This window comes from Nonomuraea sp. NPDC004186 (assembly GCF_053603495.1).
In genome coordinates this window covers 77038-98890 of record NZ_JBSGFQ010000002.1, presented here as the reverse complement: position 1 = coordinate 98890, position 21853 = coordinate 77038, and the positions used below count along the sequence as shown (strand labels likewise).

At 69.8% G+C, this 21853-nt stretch carries 23 protein-coding genes and 1 riboswitch; of the genes, 11 read left to right on the top strand and 12 right to left on the bottom strand.

Translation table 11 applies throughout. The annotated features are described in order from the left end of the window. Nucleotides 1-2: 2 nt before the first annotated feature. Genes ACWEPL_RS02080 through ACWEPL_RS02065 form a run of 4 tightly spaced genes read right to left on the bottom strand, consistent with a single transcriptional unit; the run spans nt 3 to nt 3858 of the window. Nucleotides 3-854, bottom strand: a complete 852-nt coding sequence (locus ACWEPL_RS02080; RefSeq protein ID WP_452434748.1) for an ROK family protein — start codon at nt 852-854, stop codon at nt 3-5. Then, nucleotides 851-2035, bottom strand: a complete 1185-nt coding sequence (locus ACWEPL_RS02075; RefSeq protein ID WP_363976111.1) for a sugar ABC transporter permease — start codon at nt 2033-2035, stop codon at nt 851-853. Before ACWEPL_RS02075 ends, ACWEPL_RS02080 begins: the two co-directional genes overlap by 4 nt. After that, complete coding sequence (locus ACWEPL_RS02070; RefSeq protein WP_350729654.1) at nt 2032-2751, bottom strand: ATP-binding cassette domain-containing protein; 720 nt, start codon at nt 2749-2751, stop codon at nt 2032-2034. Before ACWEPL_RS02070 ends, ACWEPL_RS02075 begins: the two co-directional genes overlap by 4 nt. Further along, nucleotides 2752-3858, bottom strand: coding sequence for a sugar ABC transporter substrate-binding protein (locus tag ACWEPL_RS02065; protein ID WP_452434747.1), 1107 nt, complete (start codon nt 3856-3858; stop codon nt 2752-2754). Nucleotides 3859-3958: 100 nt separating this feature from the next. Between ACWEPL_RS02065 and ACWEPL_RS02060 the strand changes: the two genes are divergently transcribed. Continuing rightward, nucleotides 3959-5125, top strand: coding sequence for an ROK family protein (locus tag ACWEPL_RS02060; protein ID WP_452434745.1), 1167 nt, complete (start codon nt 3959-3961; stop codon nt 5123-5125). Nucleotides 5126-5157: 32 nt separating this feature from the next. Here the strand turns inward: ACWEPL_RS02060 and ACWEPL_RS02055 are convergent, their stop codons facing one another. Continuing rightward, nucleotides 5158-5688, bottom strand: a complete 531-nt coding sequence (locus ACWEPL_RS02055) for a C40 family peptidase (RefSeq protein ID WP_363976099.1) — start codon at nt 5686-5688, stop codon at nt 5158-5160. Nucleotides 5689-5736: 48 nt separating this feature from the next. Further along, nucleotides 5737-5880, bottom strand: a riboswitch (cyclic di-AMP (ydaO/yuaA leader). Between the two features lie 101 nt (nt 5881-5981). Here ACWEPL_RS02055 and ACWEPL_RS02050 point away from each other — a divergent pair. Beyond that, complete coding sequence (locus ACWEPL_RS02050) at nt 5982-7028, top strand: 3-isopropylmalate dehydrogenase (RefSeq protein WP_397373053.1); 1047 nt, start codon at nt 5982-5984, stop codon at nt 7026-7028. Between the two features lie 217 nt (nt 7029-7245). Continuing rightward, a complete protein-coding gene (locus ACWEPL_RS02045) occupies nt 7246-8343 on the top strand; it encodes a branched-chain amino acid aminotransferase (protein ID WP_350729662.1) in 1098 nt (365 codons plus the stop codon). 38 nt (nt 8344-8381) lie between these two features. Here ACWEPL_RS02045 and ACWEPL_RS02040 read toward each other — a convergent pair whose 3' ends face one another. Then, nucleotides 8382-9026: an O-methyltransferase gene (locus tag ACWEPL_RS02040; protein WP_350729663.1), complete on the bottom strand. Its 645-nt coding sequence runs from the start codon at nt 9024-9026 to the stop codon at nt 8382-8384. A 59-nt stretch (nt 9027-9085) separates the two neighbouring features. On the opposite strand from ACWEPL_RS02040, the gene ACWEPL_RS02035 reads away from it, so the two are divergent. Together ACWEPL_RS02035 and cimA are read left to right on the top strand one after the other, a co-directional pair. Next, on the top strand, nt 9086-9730 hold the full coding sequence (locus ACWEPL_RS02035; RefSeq protein WP_355208828.1) for a DsbA family protein: 645 nt from the start codon (nt 9086-9088) through the stop codon (nt 9728-9730). 192 nt (nt 9731-9922) lie between these two features. Continuing rightward, nucleotides 9923-11500, top strand: a complete 1578-nt coding sequence (gene cimA, locus ACWEPL_RS02030; RefSeq protein WP_350729667.1) for a citramalate synthase — start codon at nt 9923-9925, stop codon at nt 11498-11500. A 315-nt stretch (nt 11501-11815) separates the two neighbouring features. Here the strand turns inward: cimA and ACWEPL_RS02025 are convergent, their stop codons facing one another. Both ACWEPL_RS02025 and ACWEPL_RS02020 read right to left on the bottom strand, forming a co-directional pair. Next, nucleotides 11816-12766 carry a GNAT family N-acetyltransferase gene (locus ACWEPL_RS02025; RefSeq protein WP_452434742.1) on the bottom strand — a complete coding sequence of 317 codons (951 nt, stop codon included), beginning with the start codon at nt 12764-12766 and terminating at the stop codon, nt 11816-11818. 263 nt (nt 12767-13029) lie between these two features. Beyond that, nucleotides 13030-13812, bottom strand: a complete 783-nt coding sequence (locus ACWEPL_RS02020; protein WP_355208834.1) for a helix-turn-helix domain-containing protein — start codon at nt 13810-13812, stop codon at nt 13030-13032. Nucleotides 13813-13908: 96 nt separating this feature from the next. Between ACWEPL_RS02020 and ACWEPL_RS02015 the strand changes: the two genes are divergently transcribed. Next, nucleotides 13909-14733, top strand: coding sequence for an SDR family oxidoreductase (locus ACWEPL_RS02015; RefSeq protein ID WP_452434739.1), 825 nt, complete (start codon nt 13909-13911; stop codon nt 14731-14733). Nucleotides 14734-14835: 102 nt separating this feature from the next. On the opposite strand, the gene ACWEPL_RS02010 is transcribed toward ACWEPL_RS02015, so the two are convergent. After that, nucleotides 14836-15687, bottom strand: coding sequence for a helix-turn-helix domain-containing protein (locus ACWEPL_RS02010; RefSeq protein ID WP_452434737.1), 852 nt, complete (start codon nt 15685-15687; stop codon nt 14836-14838). A 78-nt stretch (nt 15688-15765) separates the two neighbouring features. On the opposite strand from ACWEPL_RS02010, the gene ACWEPL_RS02005 reads away from it, so the two are divergent. The 3 genes from ACWEPL_RS02005 to ACWEPL_RS01995 all read left to right on the top strand — a co-directional run bounded on the left by ACWEPL_RS02005 (nt 15766) and on the right by ACWEPL_RS01995 (nt 17555). Continuing rightward, entirely contained in the window at nt 15766-16602 is an 837-nt protein-coding gene (locus ACWEPL_RS02005) for an alpha/beta fold hydrolase (RefSeq protein ID WP_452434735.1), read from the top strand. 116 nt (nt 16603-16718) lie between these two features. Further along, nucleotides 16719-17081, top strand: a complete 363-nt coding sequence (locus ACWEPL_RS02000) for a VOC family protein (RefSeq protein ID WP_363976076.1) — start codon at nt 16719-16721, stop codon at nt 17079-17081. A 93-nt stretch (nt 17082-17174) separates the two neighbouring features. Beyond that, on the top strand, nt 17175-17555 hold the full coding sequence (locus ACWEPL_RS01995) for a nuclear transport factor 2 family protein (RefSeq protein ID WP_363976073.1): 381 nt from the start codon (nt 17175-17177) through the stop codon (nt 17553-17555). Nucleotides 17556-17620: 65 nt separating this feature from the next. Here the strand turns inward: ACWEPL_RS01995 and ACWEPL_RS01990 are convergent, their stop codons facing one another. Next, nucleotides 17621-18241: a TetR/AcrR family transcriptional regulator gene (locus tag ACWEPL_RS01990; RefSeq protein WP_363976070.1), complete on the bottom strand. Its 621-nt coding sequence runs from the start codon at nt 18239-18241 to the stop codon at nt 17621-17623. A 73-nt stretch (nt 18242-18314) separates the two neighbouring features. Here ACWEPL_RS01990 and ACWEPL_RS01985 point away from each other — a divergent pair, with 73 nt between their 5' ends. Beyond that, a complete protein-coding gene (locus tag ACWEPL_RS01985) occupies nt 18315-19070 on the top strand; it encodes an SDR family NAD(P)-dependent oxidoreductase (protein ID WP_449908379.1) in 756 nt (251 codons plus the stop codon). Between the two features lie 15 nt (nt 19071-19085). On the opposite strand, the gene ACWEPL_RS01980 is transcribed toward ACWEPL_RS01985, so the two are convergent. Further along, complete coding sequence (locus tag ACWEPL_RS01980) at nt 19086-20642, bottom strand: heparinase II/III family protein (protein ID WP_363976064.1); 1557 nt, start codon at nt 20640-20642, stop codon at nt 19086-19088. Between the two features lie 225 nt (nt 20643-20867). On the opposite strand from ACWEPL_RS01980, the gene ACWEPL_RS01975 reads away from it, so the two are divergent. Further along, nucleotides 20868-21464, top strand: a complete 597-nt coding sequence (locus tag ACWEPL_RS01975; RefSeq protein WP_363976062.1) for an HD domain-containing protein — start codon at nt 20868-20870, stop codon at nt 21462-21464. A 30-nt stretch (nt 21465-21494) separates the two neighbouring features. On the opposite strand, the gene ACWEPL_RS01970 is transcribed toward ACWEPL_RS01975, so the two are convergent. Beyond that, a complete protein-coding gene (locus tag ACWEPL_RS01970) occupies nt 21495-21851 on the bottom strand; it encodes an antibiotic biosynthesis monooxygenase family protein (protein WP_355208858.1) in 357 nt (118 codons plus the stop codon). Nucleotides 21852-21853: the final 2 nt, after the last annotated feature.

The window sequence follows — 21853 nt, the reverse complement described above, 5'->3', positions numbered from 1 at the left end:
CCCTACGCTACCGCCGCGCGGGCCAGCGCCAGCGCGCCCAGCAGGGGCGCGTCGTCCGCGAAGCGGGCCGGGCGCACCTCCGGCGGGAACGGCACCGCCCGGCCGACCTCGGCCGCCAGCCTCGGCAGGATCAGCTCCGCCGCGCCCATCATGCCGCCGCCGACCACCAGGCGCTCGGGATCGAGGACCACGCACAGGTTCGCCACGCTCATGGCCAGCGTCCGCAGCGCCTCGTCCACCAGCTCCCGCGCGTGACCTCCGCCCAGGAGCTCGGCCGCCGTGACGGGGCGGCCCAGGAGGGCGGTGCCGCGGGCGGCCAGCGCGCCGCCCGCGACGCGCTCCTCCAGGGGCACCCGGCCGTCGGCGAAGGCGGGCTCGCCCGGCGTCACCTGGAGGTAGCCGATCTCGCCTGCCGCGCCGTGGGCGCCCGGCACCACCTGGCCGTCCACCACCAGGGCCGCCGCCAGGCCGGTGCCCAGGTTCAGGTAGACGCCCGTGGAGACCCCGCGCAGAGCGCCCCAGCGCAGCTCCGCGGCGGCCGCCGCGTTCACGTCGTTGTCGATGGACACCGGAGTGGCGCCGTACGCCTCCTGGAGCAGCCTCGGCAGTTCGAGGCCCTCCCAGCCGGGGACGTTCGGGGCGAGCCGCACCACGCCATCGCGGATCACCCCGCACGTCGAGAAGCCCACCGCGGCGGGCGCGCCGTCCAGGGCCCGGGCCGCCGCGAGCGCCCGCGCGAGCGTGTCAGGCCCGGTGTCCAGGCGGACGTGGGCGGACAGCGCGGGGCCGTCGGCCGTGGACACCCCGATGGCCACCTTCGTCCCGCCCACGTCGATGCCCAGAACCCGGGTCACCGGGCGGCGCCCCTGCGGGCGAGCGAGTCGATGGCCACGGCCAGCGCCAGCACCGCGGCGGTCACCATGAACCGCACCGAGGAGTCCACGCTGAGCAGGTACATGCCGTTGGAGATGGCCTGGATGACCAGGACGCCGAGCAGCGCGTCGTAGGCCCGGCCGCGCCCGCCGAACAGCGAGGTGCCGCCGATGACCGCGGTGGCGATCGCCATGAGGAGGATGTCGCTGCCGCCCGAGCCCTGGTTGACGGCCGACAGGCGGCTGGCGGCGAGGATGCCCCCGGCCGCGGCCAGCGTGGAGGCCAGCATGAACGCGAGGATCCTGATCCTGGTGACGTTGATGCCGGCGCGCCTGGCGGCCTCGGCGTTGCCGCCGACGGCGTACAGGTGCCGCCCGAACGTGGTGTGCCTCAGCATGAGGTCGAGCAGCACCACCAGCGCCCCGAAGATGATCAGCAGGAGCGGCACGCCGCGGTCCGCCGACATGACGATCACCGCCGCGGCGAGCAGCACCGCCAGCCCGCCCGCCTTGGCCAGCGACCACCACAGCGGCGTCACCGGCAGCCCGGCCGCCAGCCGCAGCCTCCTGACCGCGAGCGACGCGCCCGCCGACACGGCCACCAGGGCCGCCGCGACCGTCCACGCGAGCCAGCCCGGCAGCCAGGTGTCGCTCAGCTTGGAGATGAAGCCGGTGAACGGCAGGTTGATCGTCCCGCCCTGCCGCAGCAGGTAGAGCAGCAGGCCCAGCCAGCCCATCAGCCCGGCCAGCGTCACGACGAACGACGGCATCCGCAGCTTGGTCAGCATCAGGCCGTGCAGGAACCCGATCGCCGCGCCCACGGCGAGCGCCAGGAGGATGGCGAGCAGCGGGTTCCAGCCCTGCTTGACGTGGACGATCGTCATGATCGTGGCGCACAGGCCGCTGACCGAGCCCGCCGACAGGTCGATCTCGCCGAGCAGCAGCACCATGATGATGCCGAGCGCGATCGTGCCGGTGGCGGCCATCTGGAGCACGAGGTTGGTGAGGTTCTCGGGGGACAGGAAGCGGTCGTTGAGCGTGCTGAACACGATCGCGATCGCGATCAGCCCGCCGACCACCGGCCATGCGCCGACGTCCCCCTGGCGCAGCCGCTCGACGGCGACCTTCGGCGTGTACGGGCTGCGTACCAGCGTGTCGGTCATGTCCCCGCCCCCGTGATCGCGGCCACGATCTCCTCCTGGGAGGCGGTGGCCGTGGTGAACTCACCGGCGTTGCGGCCCAGCCGCAGCACCACCACGCGGTCGCTCACCGCGCGTACGTCGGCGAGGTTGTGCGAGATGACCAGCACCGCGAGCCCGCGCTCGCGCAGCCGCCCGATCAGCGCCAGCACCTGCGCCGTCTGCTCGACCCCCAGGGCCGCCGTGGGCTCGTCGAGGATGACCAGCCGTGGCTCGCCGATGAGCGCCCTGGCGATGGCCACCGACTGCCGCTGGCCGCCCGACAGCATGGCGACCGGCACCCTGATGTCCCTGATGCGCACGTCGAGCTGGCCGAGGAGGTCGCGGGTCGCGCGTTCCATGGCGATGTGGCGCAGCAGCGAGCCGCGGCGGCGCTCGGTGCCCAGGAAGAGGTTGGCCACGACGTCGAGGTTCTCGCAGAGCGCGAGGTCCTGGTAGACGGTCGAGACGCCGAGGGCCTGCGCGTCGTGCGGGTTGGCGATCCTGACCGGCGAGCCGTCCACGGTGATCGTGCCGGCGTCCGGCGTCACGACCCCCGAGATGGCCTTGACCAGCGTGGACTTGCCCGCGCCGTTGTCGCCCATGAGGGCCACGACCTCGCCGGGGCGCAGGTCCAGGCGGGCCCCGTCGAGCGCCTGGACCGCCCCGTACCGTTTGGAGATGTCTGTCGCCGAGAGCATCTACTCGATGCCCTGCTTCTCACAGGCGGCCTTGACCTCGCCCGTGCAGAGCTGGGCGGCGGTGTAGAAGCCGTCCTTCACGATCGTGTCCTTGACCTTGTCGGCCGTGACGGGGATGGGGTCGAGGAGGAACGCCGGGATGTCGGCCGCGCCGTTGTTGACCTTGGCGGGCGCGGTGGGCTGCTCGCCCTTGGCGACGGCGACGGCGAGCTCGGCGGACTTCTCCGCCTCCGCCCTGATGTCCAGATATATGGTCATGTACTGCTCGCCGGTGAGGATGCGCTGGACGGCGGCCAGCTCGGCGTCCTGGCCGGTGATCGGCGGGAGCTGCTTGTAGCCCGCGCGCTTCATGGCCGCGATCGCGCCGCCCGCCATGCCGTCGTTCGCGGACAGCACACCGGTGATGGTGTCCTTGCCCAGCGCGGTGATGGCCTGCTCCATCTCCTGCTGCGCCTTGTCGGGGCTCCAGTCCGGCGTGTCGAACTCCCTGCCGACCTTCACCTTCCCGTCCAGCACGCTCTTGGCGCCCTTCTTGTAGTCGGCCGAGCTGGGGTCGGTGGGGGAGCCGTGGATCATCACGATCTGGCCCTTCGCCGCCGTGCCCCTGGCGGTCATGGCGTCGAGCAGGGCCTGGCCCTGCATCTCGCCCACCCGTACGTTGTTGAACGAGACGTAGTACGCGTAGTCGATCCCCGAGATCAGCCGGTCGTAGGCGATGACCGGGACCTTCTTCTGCTCGGCCTGGTTCACCAGGGGAGCCACGGCGTTGGCGTCCACGGCGTCGAGCACGAGCACGTCGGCCTGCTGGGTGAGCGCGGCCTCGACCTGTTGCTGCTGCTTGGGGGCGTCCTGCTCGGCGTTGCTGTAGAGGATCTTGCAGTCGGGGCAGAGCGACTTGACCTTCGCCTCGAACAGCGGGCGGTCGAACGCCTCGTACCGGGTGGTCTTGGACTCGGGCAGGAACAGCGCGATCGTCTTGCCGCCCTGGTTCTGCGTGGTCGTGGTGGTGGTGGCGCCGGTGCCGTTTCCGGCACTGTTCCCGGCGTTTCCGCAGGCGGCGGCCAGGAGGACCGCCGCGACAGGGATTGATCGCCATGCTCGGTGCATCGCACTTCGTCCTTCCGGATGTGCCGCCCCTGTGCTTGGTAAGAAAGGTAATTTACTATCAGGCGAGTTGGCTAGGCTCTGTTTCCTCAAGGAGGGTGAGATGCGGGGCGACCTGGGTAATCCGCGGATGCTGCGAGTGCTGAACGAGCGCCGCCTGCTCGACCATCTTCAGGAGCACGGCCCCGCCTCGCGCACCGACCTCGCCAAGATCACCGGCCTGTCGAAGCCCACGGTGTCCGCGGCCCTGGCCGGGCTGGAGGTGGACGGGCTCGTTCACCTCGTCGGCGAGGTCTCCGGCCGCCCGGGGCCGGTCACGTCCCTGTACGACGTCAACGCCGCCGCCACCCACGTCGCCGGCGTCGACATCGGGCGTGACTGGATCAGGGTCGCCGTCGCCGACCTGCGCGGGAAATTCGCCGGCCGGAGGGACGGGCGCAACACCGCCCTCACCTCCGCCGAACTGGCCCTCCTGGTCGGACAGCTGTGCCGGGCCGCCGCCTACGAGGCCGGCGTCGACTGGCCCGACATCGCCTGCGCCGTCGTCGGCACGCCCGGCGTGTACGACCCGGAGCTCGGCCGCCTGGAGTTCGCCCCCAACCTGCCCGGCTCCGACCTGGCCGAGCGCCTGCGCGGCGAGATGGAGGTCGACCTCGTCATCGAGAACGACATCAACCTGGCCGCCGTCGGCGAGCACACGCACGGGGCGGGGCGCGGCACGTCCAACTTCGCGCTGGTGTCCGTCGGCACCGGCGTCGGGATGGGCATCGTGATCAACGGTGAGCTGTACGTGGGCGCCCGGGGAGCGGCGGGGGAGGTCTCGTACCTGCCCGCGACCGAGGACCCGGCGCCGCCGGCCGGTGACGCCCTGGCCCACGGCGCCACGGAGGCGGTCGCCGCCGCGCCCGGAGTGGTCCGCGCGGCCCGCGCCGCCGGCCTGAGCCTGCGGACGGCCAAGAAGGTCTTCGCCGCGGCGGCCTCCGGCGACAGAGTGGCCCGCTCGGTGGTGGAGGCCGAGGGGCGCCGCATCGGCGGCCTGCTGGTGGCGGTGGCCGCCGTGCTGGATCCGGAGGTGATCGTGCTCAGCGGCGGCGTGGGCCGCAACCTGGACCTCCTGGGGGAGTCCATCGAGGCCCGCATCGCCGAGCTCGGCCCGCTGCGGCCGTCGGTGGTGGCCAGCACGCTGGGGGACAGCGGCGTCCTGCTGGGCGCGGTGGCCCGCGCCAGGACCCGTGCCTGGGAGCTCATCTTCGACGCCCGCCTCCCCTGACCGTCGCGTGGGGAGGCGGACGCCGCAGCCTCCTACAGGGTGGCCGTGAGGGTGGTGGGCGTTTCGTCGCGCTGCTCCTGGAGCTTGGACCAGAGGCGTACGCCCTTGCGGTCGGGGCGGACGCCACCCACGAAGGAGTCTCTGCGCCAGGAGGTCAGGCGCTCTTCCTTGACCACGTCACCCGTGTGCGGCGAGTGGACCATGTAGCCGGGCCGGGAGATCATCCCGACATGCCCGAGGCCGTGGAAGAAGACCAGATCGCCGGGTTTGAGGTCCTTCCAGGCGATCTTCTTGGTGAACGCGCCGTACTGTTCGGCGGCGGTGCGGGGGAGTTCGATTCCGGCGTGCTCGTACGCCCTGAGCATGAGCCCGGAGCAGTCGTATCCGCTCGGGCTGGCGCCGCCCCACACGTACGGGGTGCCGCGCTTGCTCATGGCGAACTTGATGGCGACCTTCCAGGCGGGCTTCGGAGCCTGTTTCTCCTGGATTTCCTTGATCTGGCCGCCGGTCAGGGTGGTGAGGTCGTCGAGCTTGGACGAGGCATGGGCTGGGGAGGCCAGCATGAGCCCGGCGGCGCCCGCCGCCAGGACAATGGCGATTCGAGACAGGGGTCTGTCCTTCCATACGGCCGGCCGGGTTAGCTGACGGGCTCGGGCCTGGAAGTAGCCCTACGGCATGGGGATGCCGACTCGCCCCAGGGGGAATGTGGGTCCCCGACTCCACGCAACGGCGCGCGGATTAGGCTGGTCGGTGACTTTAACGAAACGGTCAAAGAACCGCAATACCGGACAAAGGGGGCGTCCGAAAGATGAGATGAAGTGTTCGTCAGCCGAGACGACGCGGTAAGGTACCGCCCATGGAGTCGCGTAACATCCGTCTGGCCGTCATCCCCGGCGATGGGATCGGCACCGAGGTCGTGGCCGAAGGGCTCAAGGTCCTGGAGGCAGTTGGCACGAAGATCGAGCCCACTCACTACGACCTGGGAGCCGCACGCTATCACCGTACCGGCGAGACGCTGCCCGACGCCGTGCTCGAAGAGCTGCGCGGCTACGACGCGATCCTGCTCGGCGCCGTGGGCGACCCCAGCGTGCCGCCGGGCATCCTCGAGCGCGATCTGCTGCTGCGGCTCCGCTTCGAGTTCGACCACTACGTCAACCTGCGCCCGGTCAAGCTGTTCCCCGGCGTGGAGACCCCGCTGGCGGACACGCCGCCGGAGAACATCGACATGATCGTCGTCCGCGAGGGCACCGAGGGCCTCTACGCGGGCACCGGCGGCGCCATGCGGCGCGGCACCCCGCACGAGATCGCCACCCAGGAGTCGCTCAACACCGCCTACGGTGTCGAGCGCGTGGTGCGCTACGCGTTCGAGAAGGCCGTCACGCGGCCGCGCAAGAAGCTGACGCTCGTCCACAAGACCAACGTCCTCACCTTCGCCGGTGACCTGTGGCAGCGCACGGTCAACCGCCTGGCGGCGGAATACCCCGACGTCACGACCGACTACTGCCACATCGACGCGGCCTCGATGTTCTTCGTGAGCCAGCCGGAACGGTTCGACGTGGTCGTCACCGACAACCTGTTCGGCGACATCATCACCGACCTGGGCGCCGCCATCGCGGGCGGCATCGGCCTGGCCGCCAGCGGCAACATCAACCCCGAGCGGTCCGCGCCGAGCATGTTCGAGCCGGTGCACGGCAGCGCCCCCGACATCGCCGGCCAGGGCAAGGCCGACCCGACCGCGACCATCCTGTCCGTCGCCATGCTTCTCGACCACCTGGGCCTGCACACCGAGGCGGCCAAGGTCGAGCAGGCGGTCGCCGATGACATCCTCGAGCGGCTGGCCGGCTGGGCGGGCCGCACCACCCACGAGATCGGTGACGACATCACCGCGCGAGTATCCGGCTAGGACCGCCTAGCCCCCAACGCGCCTGGTGGTCCGACGAGGGCCGCCAGGCGCTTTTTTGCGTCCAAAAGGGCTGATCGCCGCATTGGCCGCTTGCCATCCCATATAGCGAGACAATAGGAAGTACCGGGACTGCCTTCCGGGCAGCGCCCGCTCACCAGCACCGATCCGCAGATTTCTTGTAGATTTGGGCAGATTCGCAGAGAGAAGGACCGACGTCATGACCATCGCTCAGAAGCTCAGCTTCGACGTGCAGCTATCCGACCACGCTCGCACCGCGGCCGAGCGGGAGCAGGTACTGGCGAACCCCGGCTTCGGGCAGACCTTCACGGATCACATGGTCTCGATCGACTACACCGAGGGGCAGGGCTGGCACGACGCCAAGCTCCTTCCGTACGGCCCGCTCTCGCTCGACCCGGCCACCTCGGTCTTCCACTACGCGCAGGAGCTGTTCGAGGGGCTCAAGGCCTACCGCCAGGCCAATGGCTCGATCGTCGCGTTCCGCCCGTACGCGAACGCCGCCCGCTTCAACCGCTCCGCGCTCCGGATGGCCATGCCGGAGCTGCCGGAGGAGGCTTTCGTGGAGTCGCTCGAGCTCCTCGTCCAGACCGACAGGGAATGGGTGCCCACGACCGAGGGTCACAGCCTCTACCTGCGCCCCTTCATGATCGCCACCCAGGCGGGGCTCGGTGTCAACTACCCGTCGAAGTCGTACAAGTACATGGTCATCGCCTCCCCGGCGGCCTCGTACTTCACGGGTGGGCTCAAGCCCGTCTCCGTCTGGCTGTCCACCGAGTACACGCGGGCCGCCCCCGGCGGCACGGGCTTCGCGAAGTGCGGCGGCAACTACGCGGCCGCGTTCGTCGCGCAGCGGCAGGCCGTGGAGAACGGCTGCGACCAGGTGGTGTGGCTGGACGCTCACGAGCACAAGTACGTCGAGGAGATGGGCGGGATGAACCTGTTCTTCGTCTTCGGCGACAAGCTCGTCACCCCCGCGCTGACCGGCACCCTGCTGCCCGGCATCACCAGGGAGTCGATCCTGGAGCTGGCCGGCGACCTGGGCCTGGAGACCGAGGAGCGCCTCATCTCGATCGACGAGTGGCAGGCCGGATGCGAGTCCGGGGAGCTCACCGAGGTGTTCGCGTGCGGCACGGCGGCCGTGGTCACGCCGGTGGGCACGGTGAAGGGCGCCGACCGCTCCTGGAGCGTCGCCGACGGCAACCCCGGCCCGGTGACGATGCGGGTGCGCGAGGAGCTGGTGGGCATCCAGTACGGCGCCCGCCCCGACGCCCACAACTGGATCCACAAGATCGTCTAGTGGGGACGGCCGGGTCCGCGAGGGCCCGGCCGCCGCGCCTAGTTCTTCCTGATCAGGGTCATCCCGTCCGCGACCGGCAGCATGAGGACCGTCACCCGCGGATCCTCCATCACCAGGTCGTTGAACTGCCGGATCTCCACGGTGGTCTGCTCCTCGTGCGCCGGGTCCGCCACGTGGCCCCGGCGCAGCGTGTTGTCCGCCACGATCAGGCCGCCGGGCCGCAGGCGCTCCATGAGCAGCTCGTAGTAGCCGGGGTAGTTGCCCTTGTCGGCATCGAGGAAGGCCAGGTCGACGGTCTGGTCGAAGGCGGCGAGCGTCTCCAGCGCGGGCCCGAGCGTGAGCGTCACGCGGTCCTCCACCCCGGCCTCGCGCCAGTAGCGGCGGGCGACGGAGGTCCACTCGTCGCTCAGGTCGAAGCAGTGCAGCCGCCCGCCGGACAGGCCCCTGGCGATGCACACGGACGAGTAGCCGGTGAACGTCCCCACCTCGACGACGACCTGGGGCGCCACGAGCTGGGTGATCATGGTCAGGAAGGTGCCCTGATCGGGCGAGATCTGCATGCCGGCGGCGTCCCCGGTGGCGCTGAGCGTCTCCTTCGCCAGCTCGTCCAGCAGGGCGTCGGGCGGGGTCGTGTGCGCGAGGACGTACTGTGCTACGGCGGGATCTAGGAGGTATGCCTTCATATATCCATTCTCCCGGCATCGGGTAAGGTCTGCGCGATCAATGAGGTGAGAGTGGGCTGATGATGAAGCGGTTGCTGGCGGTGGCGCTCGCGTGCGTGGCCATCGCCATACTCGGGGTGGTGTCGTTCTCGGAGCCGGGCCGATCGTCCGACGGGGTGCGGCTGACCCGGCAGATGGACGGATCGATGGTCCTGGCCGACCGGGGCGGGGACGCCCCCGTGCTGGACGTGTACGAGGACTTCGACTGCCCGATCTGCAAGGACATGCACGCCAAGGTAGACGGCACCATCAGGAAACTCGCCATGGAAGGCAAGGTCAAGGTCGTCTTCCATCCGGTGACGATCTTCCAGGAGGAGCCCATGCGCTCCAACTCCATCCGCGCCGCCGCTGCCGCCCGCTGCGTCCCCGAGGAGAACTGGCTCGGCTTCAGGGACGAGCTGTACGCCATGCAGCCCGCGCCGCACGGCGAGGCGTCCGGATTCGCCGTCGAGGACCTGGTCAAGGCCGCCAGGCAGGCGGGGGCGTCGGTGGACGAGTGCGTCAGGTCGCAGTCGTACGCGCAGGCCCATCTGGCGGAGACCGCGAAGGTCCGCCTCCAGGGCACGCCCACGGTGCTGCTCGACGGGAAGCTGCTGGGCAACGAGGCGTTCGACCCGGCCGCGCTCGAGCGCGTCATCACAGGTGGTGACGGCGTCACCGTGTAAAGGCTTGTCCCAGAAGCTGAGATCGATGTGCCAGATGCTGAATGCGTATGGCAGACTGGGCGGCACCATGTTCTACGGTCTGCTCATTATCAGCAGGCGCGCTGGCTGACAAGGGACACCGCCAGCGCGCAGACCTCTCACGTCCGTGAGGGGTCTTTTTGCTTTCCAGAGGCTTCCAGAGAAGAGAGACTCATGGCCGACGACCGCTTCCACGTATACGACACGACGCTGCGTGACGGCGCTCAGCAGGAGGGGCTCAGCCTCACCGTCGCCGACAAGCTCGCCGTCGCGCGCCACCTGGACAGCCTGGGCGTCGGTTTCATCGAAGGGGGCTGGCCGGGCGCCAACCCCAAGGACACAGAGTTCTTCAGGCGTGCTCAAACAGAGCTGGACCTGAAGCACGCGCAGCTCGCCGCGTTCGGTGCGACCCGCCGAGCCGGTGTGAAGGCAGCCGACGACCCGTTGGTGGCCGCATTGCGCGAATCCGGCGCGCCGGTCGTGACCCTTGTCGCCAAGAGCCACGACCGGCACGTGGAGCTGGCCCTCCGCACGACTCTCCAGGAGAACCTCGCGATGATCCGCGACACGGTCTCTCACCTTCGTGCGGAGGGACAGCGAGTCTTCCTCGACGCCGAGCACTTCTTCGACGGTTACAAGTCCAACCCAGCCTACGCGCTCGAAGTCCTCAGGACCGCCGCCGAAGCCGGGGCCGACGTCATCGCCCTGTGCGACACGAACGGCGGCATGCTCCCCGACGAGCTGGCCGAGATCGTCCACGAGGCCGTCCTGACCAGCGCCCGCGTCGGCATCCACTGCCACGACGACACCGGCTGCGCCGTCGCCAACACCCTGGCCGCCGTCAAGGCCGGGGCCACGCACGTACAGGGCTGCGCGAACGGCTACGGCGAGCGCTCCGGCAACGCCAATCTCTTCACGGTCGTGGCGAACCTCCAGCTCAAGCGCGGCTTCGACCTCGTCCCCACGACCGCCCTCGCCGAAATGACCCGCATCGCCCACGCGATCACCGAGGTCACCAACGTCACCCCCAACTCCCACGCCCCGTACGTCGGCACCTCCGCCTTCGCCCACAAGGCCGGCCTGCACGCCAGCGCCATCAAGGTCGACCCCAACCTCTACCAGCACATCGACCCCGCCGCCGTCGGCAACGACATGCGCATGCTCGTCTCCGACATGGCCGGCCGCGCCTCGGTCGAGCTCAAGGGCCGCGAACTCGGCTACGACCTCACCCCGGAACACACCAAGACCCTGGTCGAACGCGTCAAGGACCTGGAGTCGCGCGGATTCACCTTCGAGGCCGCGGACGCGTCGTTCGAGCTGCTGCTGCGCGACACCGTGGAGGGCAAGCGCAAGCGCCACTTCGAGGTCGAGTCGTGGCGCGTGATCGTGGAGCGTACGAAGGGCGGCGAACTGGTCAGCGAGGCCACCGTCAAGCTCCACGCCAAGGGCGAGCGCATCGTCGCCACGGGCGAGGGCAACGGCCCCGTCAACGCCCTGGACAAGGCCGTGCGGCTGGGGCTGGAGCAGCTGTACCCCGAGCTGGCGAAGCTGGAACTGGTGGACTACAAGGTCCGCATACTCGAGGGCACCCACGGCACGGACGCCATCACCCGCGTCCTCATCACCTCCAGCGACGACACGTCCGAGTGGGCCACGGTCGGGGTGGCGGAGAACATCATCGACGCGTCGTGGCAGGCCCTGGAGCAGGCAGTCACCTACGGCCTCCTCCGCGCCGGCCACAAGACCGCCTGAGCGGGAAACCGCCCGGTCCTCCGCGATAGGGGCGCTGCGGGCAGCGCCCCCCAGGAGGGCTCCCGCCCCCTTCGGTCCCCGAAACCCCCGCTCGCTGTGCCCGCCCGTCGCCCTGTTACGCGGTGGGCCTGCTGGAGCCCACTCAAGCCTGCTCGCTCGCCCGCGCAGTGAGACGTGAGGGGTGACGATTGCTCGGAATGACTCCCAGCGCGGGATGGCTGTCGGCAGACGGAGCCGGCTGGGCCGAAGGGCTTTCGCCGGACGCGGCCGAGCCGGGCGGGAAGGTCGTTTGTGGCCTCCCGCCCGATGCCCGGATCAGTCCCAGGTCATGTTGATCGTCCGTTCGAAGTTGACGTATCCGGCGCGTTGGAAGGCGCTCGCCATGGGAACGTTGCCGAGATCCGTGGCCGCCCGGATACGCGGGACGTCCTGCGCGCTGAGGATACGGGTGCCTTCGGCAAGGATGTCGTCGATGTAGCCGTTGCCTCGGTGCGCGGGCAGCACGGCGAGGTAGCCGATGATGGGGTTGTAGTCGTTGCGGGCCGGGGTGACGAACCCCACCGGCTCGCCGTCCGGCAGCGTCGCGACCCGCCACCAGTCTCGCGGGCTCCGGTAGTGCGCAAGCTCGTCCTCATAGTGCCTGATCGCCGCTTCGCGGGGGGACATCCGGGTCAGGTCGTCGCGGCTGTGCGCGTCCAGCGTGCCATCCAGGACCAAGGTCATCAGGGCGAGGATTTCTTCGGTGTCCCGGACCGGCCGGAACGCCAGGCGTCCACCGGGATCGGAGATCGGCGTCCCGGGGCGCCACTCCAGGCGCAGCCGTTCGACGAGCAGGCGGGCGCCGGTCCGTTCCAGGGCGGCCATGCGGTCCTCGACGACGCGCCTGGTGGCTCCGGCCTCGCGCCAGTCAGACGGGATCATGCGGCTGTACCCGGGGGGACGGGTGCCCGCCGGGACAACTTCGGCCATGGCGGTCCGCAGCAGGCGTACGCCGATCTCTATGCGCTCGTGATCCGCGCTGCTGTCGTCGATGTCGAAAATGTCCAAGAGGAACGGTGTGTCGTCGCCGTTCCGGGCCCACCAGGCGGCTCTGGCCACCAGGTGGTCGCCGCGAAGGGCCGCCCACATCCACTGCGGTCGGCGGCGACCGGCGGCGAGGTCGCCCGCCAGCTCCTCGTTGAGGACGTAGGGAAGTCGGGAGAAGAGGTTGAGTTCTTCGTGCCCGGTGATCGGGCGGATGGTCAGGTCGTTCTGTTTCACGGTCAAGGCACTCTCCGGTGAAGGCGCCTGTCCGCTCCGGGGTCAGACGCGGTCCGCGCCCCGGGAGGACACAAGCGCAGTGATCATGGGGATCATGGGCTTATCCCTCCTCTCGATGTCGTGGCTCCTCGGTCCTGCCGACAGGAGTCCGGCAGCAAGGTCTATCTGATCGCCGCCCCTCGCGCAAACCTTTTGTGATCAGCGCACCCGGAGACTGATGCCGTTGAGGCTCCTTGTCCGGGCAACTGGCGACAGTGGAGAGCTGTTGATCACGAGGTGGCCAGGCGACGCAGGTAGGCGGTGGTCGTGGGGTCGGCGGGGAAGAGGGTTTCGATGGCGATCTCTTCGAGGGTGATGTCGAAGGCCGCCCCGAACGTCGTGATCGTGCTGAAGAAGCTCAATTCGACCCCGTCGTGCCGGAGCCGGATGGGCATGGCGATGTCGGCGGCCCCGGCGGTGGGCGGGTCGTCTTCGCTGCCGTAGGACCGGAGTTCCTCGTACAGCGCACTCAGTTCGGGGTCTCCCGTGCGGGCGGCCTGGCGGGCGAGCCGAGGCAGCAGGTACGCCCGTACCTGCCCCAGATTCTGCAGCCGGGGCGCGAACCCGCGCGGGTCCAGGCCCAGCCGCATCATGTTGACGGGCGATTTCAGGAGCTCCGGGTCGACGCCGTCCAGGAAGATCTCCATGGCCGGATTGCTGAGCAGCACGTTCCAGTGGTGGTCCACGGCGACGGCGGGGAACGGCTCGTGCCCGCGCAGCACGCCCTGGATGGCCTCGTACGCCTGCGCCAGCTCCGGGTCCTCCAGCGGGCGCCGCTCGTAGGCGGGGGCGTACCCGGCGGCGACCAGGAGCCGGTTGCGCTCGCGCAGGGGGACGTCCAGGTGCTGGGCCAGGTGCAGGAGCATCCGGCGGCTGGGGACCGTACGGCCTGTCTCGACGAAGCTGATGTGCCGGCTGGACACGTCCGCCTGTACGGCCAGGTCGAGCTGGCTCAGCCGGCGGCGCCGGCGCCACTCCCGCAGCAGTTCGCCGACCGTGCGATCGCGATGCATGCTCCAGTTCTACCGGGCCGCCGTGGTGAGCCGGGCGGGACCTACCACTACCGGCGTAACGTCGTGACGTAGCACGGTCCGCTACGGTCGCAGCTCATGAGAATCCTCATCGTGGGCGGCAGCGGCTTTCTCGGCGCCGAACTCGTACGGCAGTCCGCGACGGCCGGTGACGTCGTGGCCGCGACCTGTCTGACGCGGCCGGGAACGGCGGCGGGGGTCGAGTGGCTGCCGCTCGATGTCCGCGACCGTACGGCCGTGGTCGACCTGATCGGCGCGTTCAGCCCCGACGTCGTCGTCAACGCGGCCTACCGTCAGTCAGACTGGGTGACGACGGCCATGGGCGCCGCTCACGTGGCCGTCGCGGCCTCCGGGAACGGCGCACGTTTGGTGCACGTGTCCAGCGACGCCGTCTTTTCGGGCAGGGCGATCACCTATGCCGAGGACTGCGTGCCCGACCCGGTCAGTCCGTACGGAGCGGCGAAGGCGGCCGCGGAGGTGGCCGTGCAGGCGATCGATCCTGCGGCGGTGGTCGTACGGACGTCGCTGATCATCGGTGACGGCGGCTCTCCACACGAGGACTTCGTGCACGCGCTGGCCGCAGGCGGCACGCACGGGGTGTTGTTCACCGACGACGTGCGCTGTCCGGTGCATGTCGGTGATCTGGCGGCAGCCCTCCTGGAGCTCGCGAACTGCGATCGCGCCGGGATCCATCACGTGGCCGGGGCGGATGCGGTGAGCCGATATGAGCTGGGCTGCCTCGTAGCCCGGCGCGACGGACTGGATCCGGCTCGGTTGCCGTCCGGCCGGCGTGCCGACACCGACCTGCCTGGGCCGCTCGATGTGCGGTTGGACTGCGCCGTGACCCAGCGGCAGCTGCGGACCAGGCTGCGCGGTGCGCGGGAGTTCGTGACCGCCCGGTAGCGGTGGCCGCCTCACATCTGGCCGGCGACCCTCTCGCGTGCGGTCGGTGACCGAAGGCGGTGACCGTCTCACGTCCGATCGGCCACCGAAGCGGTGGCCGTCTCACGCGCGGCCGGCCGGTGTCACCTGGCTGGGCCACGCGATGTCGTCGACCGCCAGAAACGGCTCGCCGGCCACGGTCGCGGGCGTCACCCCGGTGAACGCCACGACGTCCCGATGCAGGTGGGACTGGTCGGCATAGCCGGCGTCGGCCGCGACTCGGGCCGGGCCCTCACCCGCGACCAGGCGGTGGGCGGCATGATCGAAGCGGACCAGCTTCACCGCGCGTTTGGGCGGCAGGCCGATCTGCGAGCGAAACCGGGACCACAGGCGCTTACGGCTCCATCCGACCTCGGCAGCCAGCCCGTCGACCCGGACCAGGCCGCGGCCGGCGACGATCCGCTGCCAGGCCCAGGCCACCTCCGGGTCCACCGGCGGCCCCGCCTCATGCCGGCGGGCGAGCAGCGCGTCCGTCAACGCGAAGCGTTCCTGCCACGACGAGACCTCGCTCAGCCGTTCGCGGATGCGGAACGCCTCCCGGCCCCACAGGTCGTCGAGGGCCACCACGGTGCCGTCGAGGTCGGCGGGGGAGACGTCCAGAACCGCGCGTGCGATGGCCGGGGACAGGCGCACCTGCACGCACTCGACGTTCTCACCCCGTGCCCGGACCGCGCCTCCGGACCCGAGCCCGGGCCCGGCGACGATGCTTCCCCGCTGCTGCCGCCCGGCGGCGTAGTCCATGACGGCCGAACCGGCGCCGAACTCCACCAGCAGCGTCACGGCCGGATGCGGGACCATCCGGAGCGTGTCCAGGTCACGGACCCGGAACCCGGCCATGGTGACACCGGCCACCCGGCTGGGCCGCCGCGGGCATGCCACGTCCCACACAGCCGCGCCGTGCACGAATGTCCGCACCGTTTCATGCTACGCGGGCCGATCGAGGGGAACATTTGTCCAATCCAGCCACCCGTACCGGCGGCGAGAGTGGGCCTCATGACCATTTCTGACGGTGGAACCGAGGCCACCGAGACCCTGTCCCTGGACGACGGCGACATCCACGTGTGCCAGGACGGCCCCCGCGACGCGCCCCCGCTCCTGCTCATCCACGGGACGGCATCCTCGGCCATGTGGTGGGACCTGCTGGTTCCGCTGCTGACCAGATCCCATCGCGTCATCCGGATCGACCTGCTCGGGCACGGCCGGTCGGGCCAACCGGCCGACGGTAGCTACACGGTCCCGGACCAGGCACGCAGGGTCGGCGCGACGCTGGACCGGCTCGGCGTCGAGCACGCCGTGGTCGCCGGCCATTCCAGCGGCGGCGCGGTCGCCACCGCCCTCGCCGAGCAACGGCCCGACCTGGTGACCGCGCTCGCGCTCATCAACACCGGACCCAGCATGGACGCCTTCATCGCGCAGGAGTCCGCCGCGATCGGACCCTCGCAGTGGCCGCCGAGCGACGAGCTGATCCGCCAGTTCTCGAGCACCGGTTTCAGGCGGGCGGACCACCCGATCCCGCAGGCGTTCGTGGACGAGCTGCGCGGTATGAGCTTCCATGCGTTCGTCGCGATCATGCAGGCACCACGCGAATACCTGGAGGAGCGGGCGCTCCCGGCTCGGCTGAAGGCCCTCGGCAAGCCGCTGCTGGTGATCTTCGGTGCGGAGGACCGGAGGTGGCGATCCTCGTCCGCGGCCGACTATGGCGTCGTTCCGGGCGCGAAGATCGAGCTGCTGCCCGGTTCCGGACACTCGCCCATCGTGGAAGATCCGCCGCGGACCGCCGAACTGCTCCTGGCCTTCACCGCGATCCACCGTCGATCACGTGGGATGTGACGCCGGCGGGTTCGGCAAGGTCGGCTCACATAGGCTTCTGCTGTGTCGCGCTGCGCGGAGAGGGCAGTGCGGGCATCGCCGACAACCGATGCAGTCGAGCCGACAAAGGGATATCCATGATCACCCACATCAACGTCGCCGTCATGTATGTAGCCGATCAGCAGCGGTCGGTGGATTTTTACGTCGACAAGCTCGGCTTCACCAAGACCGTCGATGCTGAGATGTGGCCAGGTGCGCGCTGGGTGGAGGTCAAGCCGCCGAACGGAGAGACCTCGATCACCTTGCACAGCGCGGAGGCGTTCGACAAGAAGCCGGGCGAGGGCGCCTTTCTCACCTTCGCCTGCGATGACATCGACGAGACGGTGCGTCAGTTGCGTGAGCTCGGCGTCACCGTGACCGACCCGGTAGAGGAGGCCTGGGGCACTTACATCAAGGCCACCGACCCGGACGGCCACGAGGTCATGATCTCCAAGAAATGACGGACCAGGGGCTCCCCTGACCCCCTGGTAACCGGTTGTCCATTACATGGGATGTAATCGACGGGCCGGGCCGGGACGCCGCATGGTGGGCGCATGAGTGAGAACGGCATTGCCGGACGCAACAAGGAAATCGTCCTGCGCGGCTTCTCGGAGTTCGCGGCGGGGAATGTGGAGATACTTCGCGACCTGCTCCGGGAAGACTTCATCGAGCACAGCCCGGGAAATCCCTCAGGCAGAGACGCGTTCATCGAGTTCATCGCGAGCGCCCCGGTCGCCGGGGCGAAGCTCGACCTCAAGCGGGTCATCGCCGAGGACGACCACGTGATGCTGCACTATCACATGGTCCCGCCAGGGGACGGGCGCGGGATCGCGGTCGTCGACATATGGCGGATGGTGGACGGGCAGATCGTCGAGCACTGGGACGTGGTGCAGCCGGTGCCCGACCCCGGCGAGATCCCGTACGGGATGTTCTGACGGCGAAGGCGCCGATTTCGCCGCCGGCTCACGATGAGGCGCGCGGCTCACGATGAGACGACCGCTCAGGGTGAGGCGCCGACCATCAGGGGCCAGACCGCCGCGGAGAGCTCCTCGGGGGTGCCCGGGCACCCCCGCCGCACCCAGTCCGCCGCCACCGACAGCAGCGCCCCCGCGACGAACGCCGCCGGAACGTCATGAGGGATGTCCGCAGGATCGTCGACATGGGTGGAGCCGCCGTCGTCCGGTGAGGTGTGCTGTCCGCTGACGTGGATGGCGACGGTCATGCGGTGCCGCAGGTGATCCTGGAGCCGGGCGCTGCCGTCGGGGCCCAGCAGCGCCCGGTACAGGTGCGCGTGCTCGGCGACGTGCGCGAACAGCCGCGTGGTCTCGACGGGCGGCTCGCTCCGGGTCGCCACGTACCGGCCCAGCTTCGGCGCGGCGGCGACCAGGCCGTCGAACATCGCCGCGCAGGCCGACTCGGCGAGGGCATGGACGTCGGAGAAGTGGTCGTAGAAGGTCGAGCGGTTCAGGCCGGCCCGCTTGGTGACGTCGGCCACCGTGATCTGCCCCAGTTCCTTGTCCAGGACCAGATCCAGCAGCGCCTGCTGCAGCGCGGCCAGGGATCGCCGCGCGCGGGGGTCGGCCTGGACGCGGCCGGTCAGCGGGGGCTTCTCTTCGGGCACGGGCTCAGTGTACTTTGACGGCACGCGTTGTTTAGCCGACAGGTGTTGGATAGTGCGAAGGGAAGGAGCCGTCATGGGTTCGTTGGAGGGCAAGGTCGCGATAGTGACAGGCGCCGGGCAGGGGATCGGGCGCGGCATCGCGACGGCCATGGCCAAGGAAGGCGCCTCGATCGCCGTCGTCGACCTCAACGGCGAGGCGGCGGCCGGGACGGCCGGCGAGATCGAGCGCCTCGGCGCTGCGGCGATCCCGCTGACCTGCGACATCCGCGACTCCGCCGCCGTCGGCGCCGCGGTGGCCGCGGTGGTCGAGCGGTTCGGCACCGTGGACATCCTGGTCAACAACGCGATGGCGGCCCGCGTCGGGGTGCCGCTGGAGGAGATCACCGACGAGGATCTCGAGCTGGCGTTCCGCACCGGCCCCATGGCCAGCACGTACTTCATGCGGGCCTGCTTCCCTCACCTCAAGGGCGGCGGTCGCGTCATCAACCTGCGCTCCGGCTCCGAGATCCAGGGGCTGGTCGGCTACGGCGCGTACGTCTCGGCGAAGGCCGCCGTCGGCGGCCTCACCAGGACCGCGGCCCGCGAGTGGGGTGCCCACGACATCACGGTCAACGCGATCTGCCCCTTCGCGCTCAGCGAAGGGGCGAAATCCTACTTCGACACGCGGCCGGACGAGCTGGACGCGGCGCTGTCCGGCCTGTCGCTGCGCCGCACCGGTGACGCGGAGGCCGACATCGGCCGCGCCGCCGTCTTCCTGGCCGGGCCGGACGCCTCATTCATCACCGGCTGCTCGATCATGGTGGATGGAGGCGGCTCCTTCCTGGGCTGACGGCAGGAGCCGAGGCTAGAACGCCTTGGCGGAGAACGAGGTGCCGTCCACCGTGACCTTCCCGCCCGAGCAGGACACCTTGGGCGAGTCCGTCCCGGGCACGATCACCGTCAGCAGCGACCGCGCCGCCGGCGACACCACCACATTGGTCGGCAGCTTCGACAGGTACGTGGGCGAGACCCAGCCCACCTTCCCGCCGCGCTCCACCTTCTGCCCGCCGACCCGGTCGCACGACGACGAGAACTGCAGCAGGGTGACCTTGAACTTGCCGTCCCCGAGCACGACCTTGCCCCCGCCGTTGGACACCAGCTTGAGCGACGGGTCGAACCGCCAGAGGTTGCTGATCTTCTTGCCGCCCGAGGCCGTGTCCAGCACCGCCATCAGGTCCTCGCCGTGGTTCACCAGGACCGACCTGGTGCGGCTCACCCCGTACGCCTTGTCGGTCAGCTTGAACGACTGCCGGTCCTTGCCGTACTTCGACGCCACGAGCTTCGAGGACGTCCGCGGCTTGAAGCGGGCCCCGACCACCGTCGGCACGTTGTGGGCCTCGGGGGAGAGCGTCCAGTAGCGGTAGGCGCTCTTCTCGTAGGAGTGGAAGCCGCCGTCCACCAGGAGATTGCGGCCATGGGCGTAGTACGTGACGCCCAGGTGGTCCTCGTGGCCGTGGAACTTCAGCCCGGGCCCGAACCTGATCGAGTAGTACGCCGAGTCCGGCTTGCTCCAGGCCGTGCGGCCGAAGACGTAGCCCGCCCGGTAGGTCTTGACCTTCTGCTTCGGCGTCCCCGTCTCGATCTTCGGCTCGGTCTCGGCGGTGCCGTCGCCGATGGGCACCATGTAGCCGGTCGGCATGGTGGCGTGGGCGATGAAGTCCTTCATCGCCTCGGCCCGCTTGGCGATCTCGCCGGGCACCTTCCTGCCGCACGCCTTCATGTTGGTCATCGCGACCTGCAGCCGACTGTAGACGTACACGGCATAGCGCGGAGCCTGCTCCATGAGCGCGCCCTGCGAGTCGACGTCGAGCTTCACCGTGCCGGTCAGCCGGCGGGAGGCCAGGTCCGACCAGTCCTTGCGGCCGTACCTGCAGCCGATGCCCATGAGCGCGATGTCCTGGTCGATGCCGTGGTTGTGGCCCTTCTTGTAGAGCCGCGAGTCCGACAGGAGCTTGGCGTGGTCGGCGAGGCTGTCCTTCAGCCAGCTCTCCTTGACGTGCATGCTCAGGCAGAGCAGCGGCTGCGTGCGCAGCGAGACCGGGTGGTCCTTCCACGTGTACGGCTTGGTGCCGCGTGCCCCGGGCTTGTTGTTCGCGACCCAGTCCTTGGTGATCTCGGTGGCGCGATCCAGGTAGCTGCGGTCACCGCTGTTCTCGTACGCGACGACCAGCGTGCCCATCCAGCGCAGCGACTGGAACACGAACTCCCACGAACGGTTCCCGTACGGGCTCGCGCTCCAGTTGATCTTCTTGCCGAGCTTGTACGCGGGCAGCCCGACCAGCGAGATCTCGCCCTTCATGACGTCGTCGGCCGTGGGGGTGCCGGGCAGCCAGTCGCCCTGGCACTCCGCGGTCCGGGTCACCTTGTCGGCATGCGCGGGGCTACCTAACCCGCCGAGCGCCAGCAAAAGGGCAAGAGGTATCGCGAGCCGGCGCACGCCAGTTCCTTTCGGGACAAAAAGTGAAGGTGGGACATGCTTTCCGAATCGCGATCAATGGGTCAAGTTGAGTGGCGGATTCGTTAGATGCTCGATGCGCCCCCGGTGTCTCGCATGGCGTAGCCGTACCTGGCGCGACATGCTGGTGCGGTGACATTCGACGACCTCGTGATCCCGGACACACCCGCCTGCCGCGGAGCGCTGGAGGTGGCCGCCCGCTACCACACGCCCTCGCTGCTCAACCACTCGATCAGGGCCTACCTGTGGGCGGCCGCGTACGCGCGTGAGCACGGCATCGCGTTCGACGCGGAGCTGCTCTACGTGTCGGCCATGCTGCACGACCTCGGGCTGGTGGCCGAGTTCGACAGCCACTCGGTGCCGTTCGAGGAGGCGGGCGGCGACGTGGCCTGGGTCTTCTGCGCCGGCGCCGGCTGGTCGCCCGAGCGGAGGGTACGCGCCCGCGAGGTGATCATCCGGCACATGTGGGACGAGGTGCCCCTGGAGGAGGACCCGGAGGGCCACCTGCTGGAGCTCTCGACCGGCATGGACATCTCGGGCCGCCGTACGGAGGAGATCCCCGAGGCGATCAGGCGCGAGGTCCTGGAGCGCTACCCGAGGCTGGAGATCGCCAAGGAGTTCGGGGCGTGCATCTCGGAGCAGGGCGCGCGCAAGCCGTCCAGCATCGCCGGCCAGTTCGTCCGCGCCGGCATCGTGGGCCGGATCGCGCGCAACCCGCTGGACGCCTGACCCCGAAAAGGGTCCTGGAAGCCGGATCGGCTATGACTTGGGGCCGGTGCTCTCGGCGACCTCGAAGGTCCACACCTCCGAGCCGGTCGCCGCGGGCCCCTGCCCGTGCCCGTGGCCGTGGCCGTGCCCCTGTTCCTGGGCGGCCTGCGCCGCCTGGGCGTGCCCGCGCCGGAAGGCCTCACCCTGCTGCCAGTTCTGGAAGTCCTCCTCGCTGCGCCAGCGCGTGTAGACGAGGTAGCGCTCGGTGCCCTCCACCGGCCTGAGCAGCTCGAACCACTCGAACCCGTCGGCCGACTCCACCATGCCCGCCCGGTTGGCGAAGCGCCGTTCGAGCTCCTCGCGCATGTCGGCGGGCACGTTCAGGACGTTGATCTTCACGACGGACAACG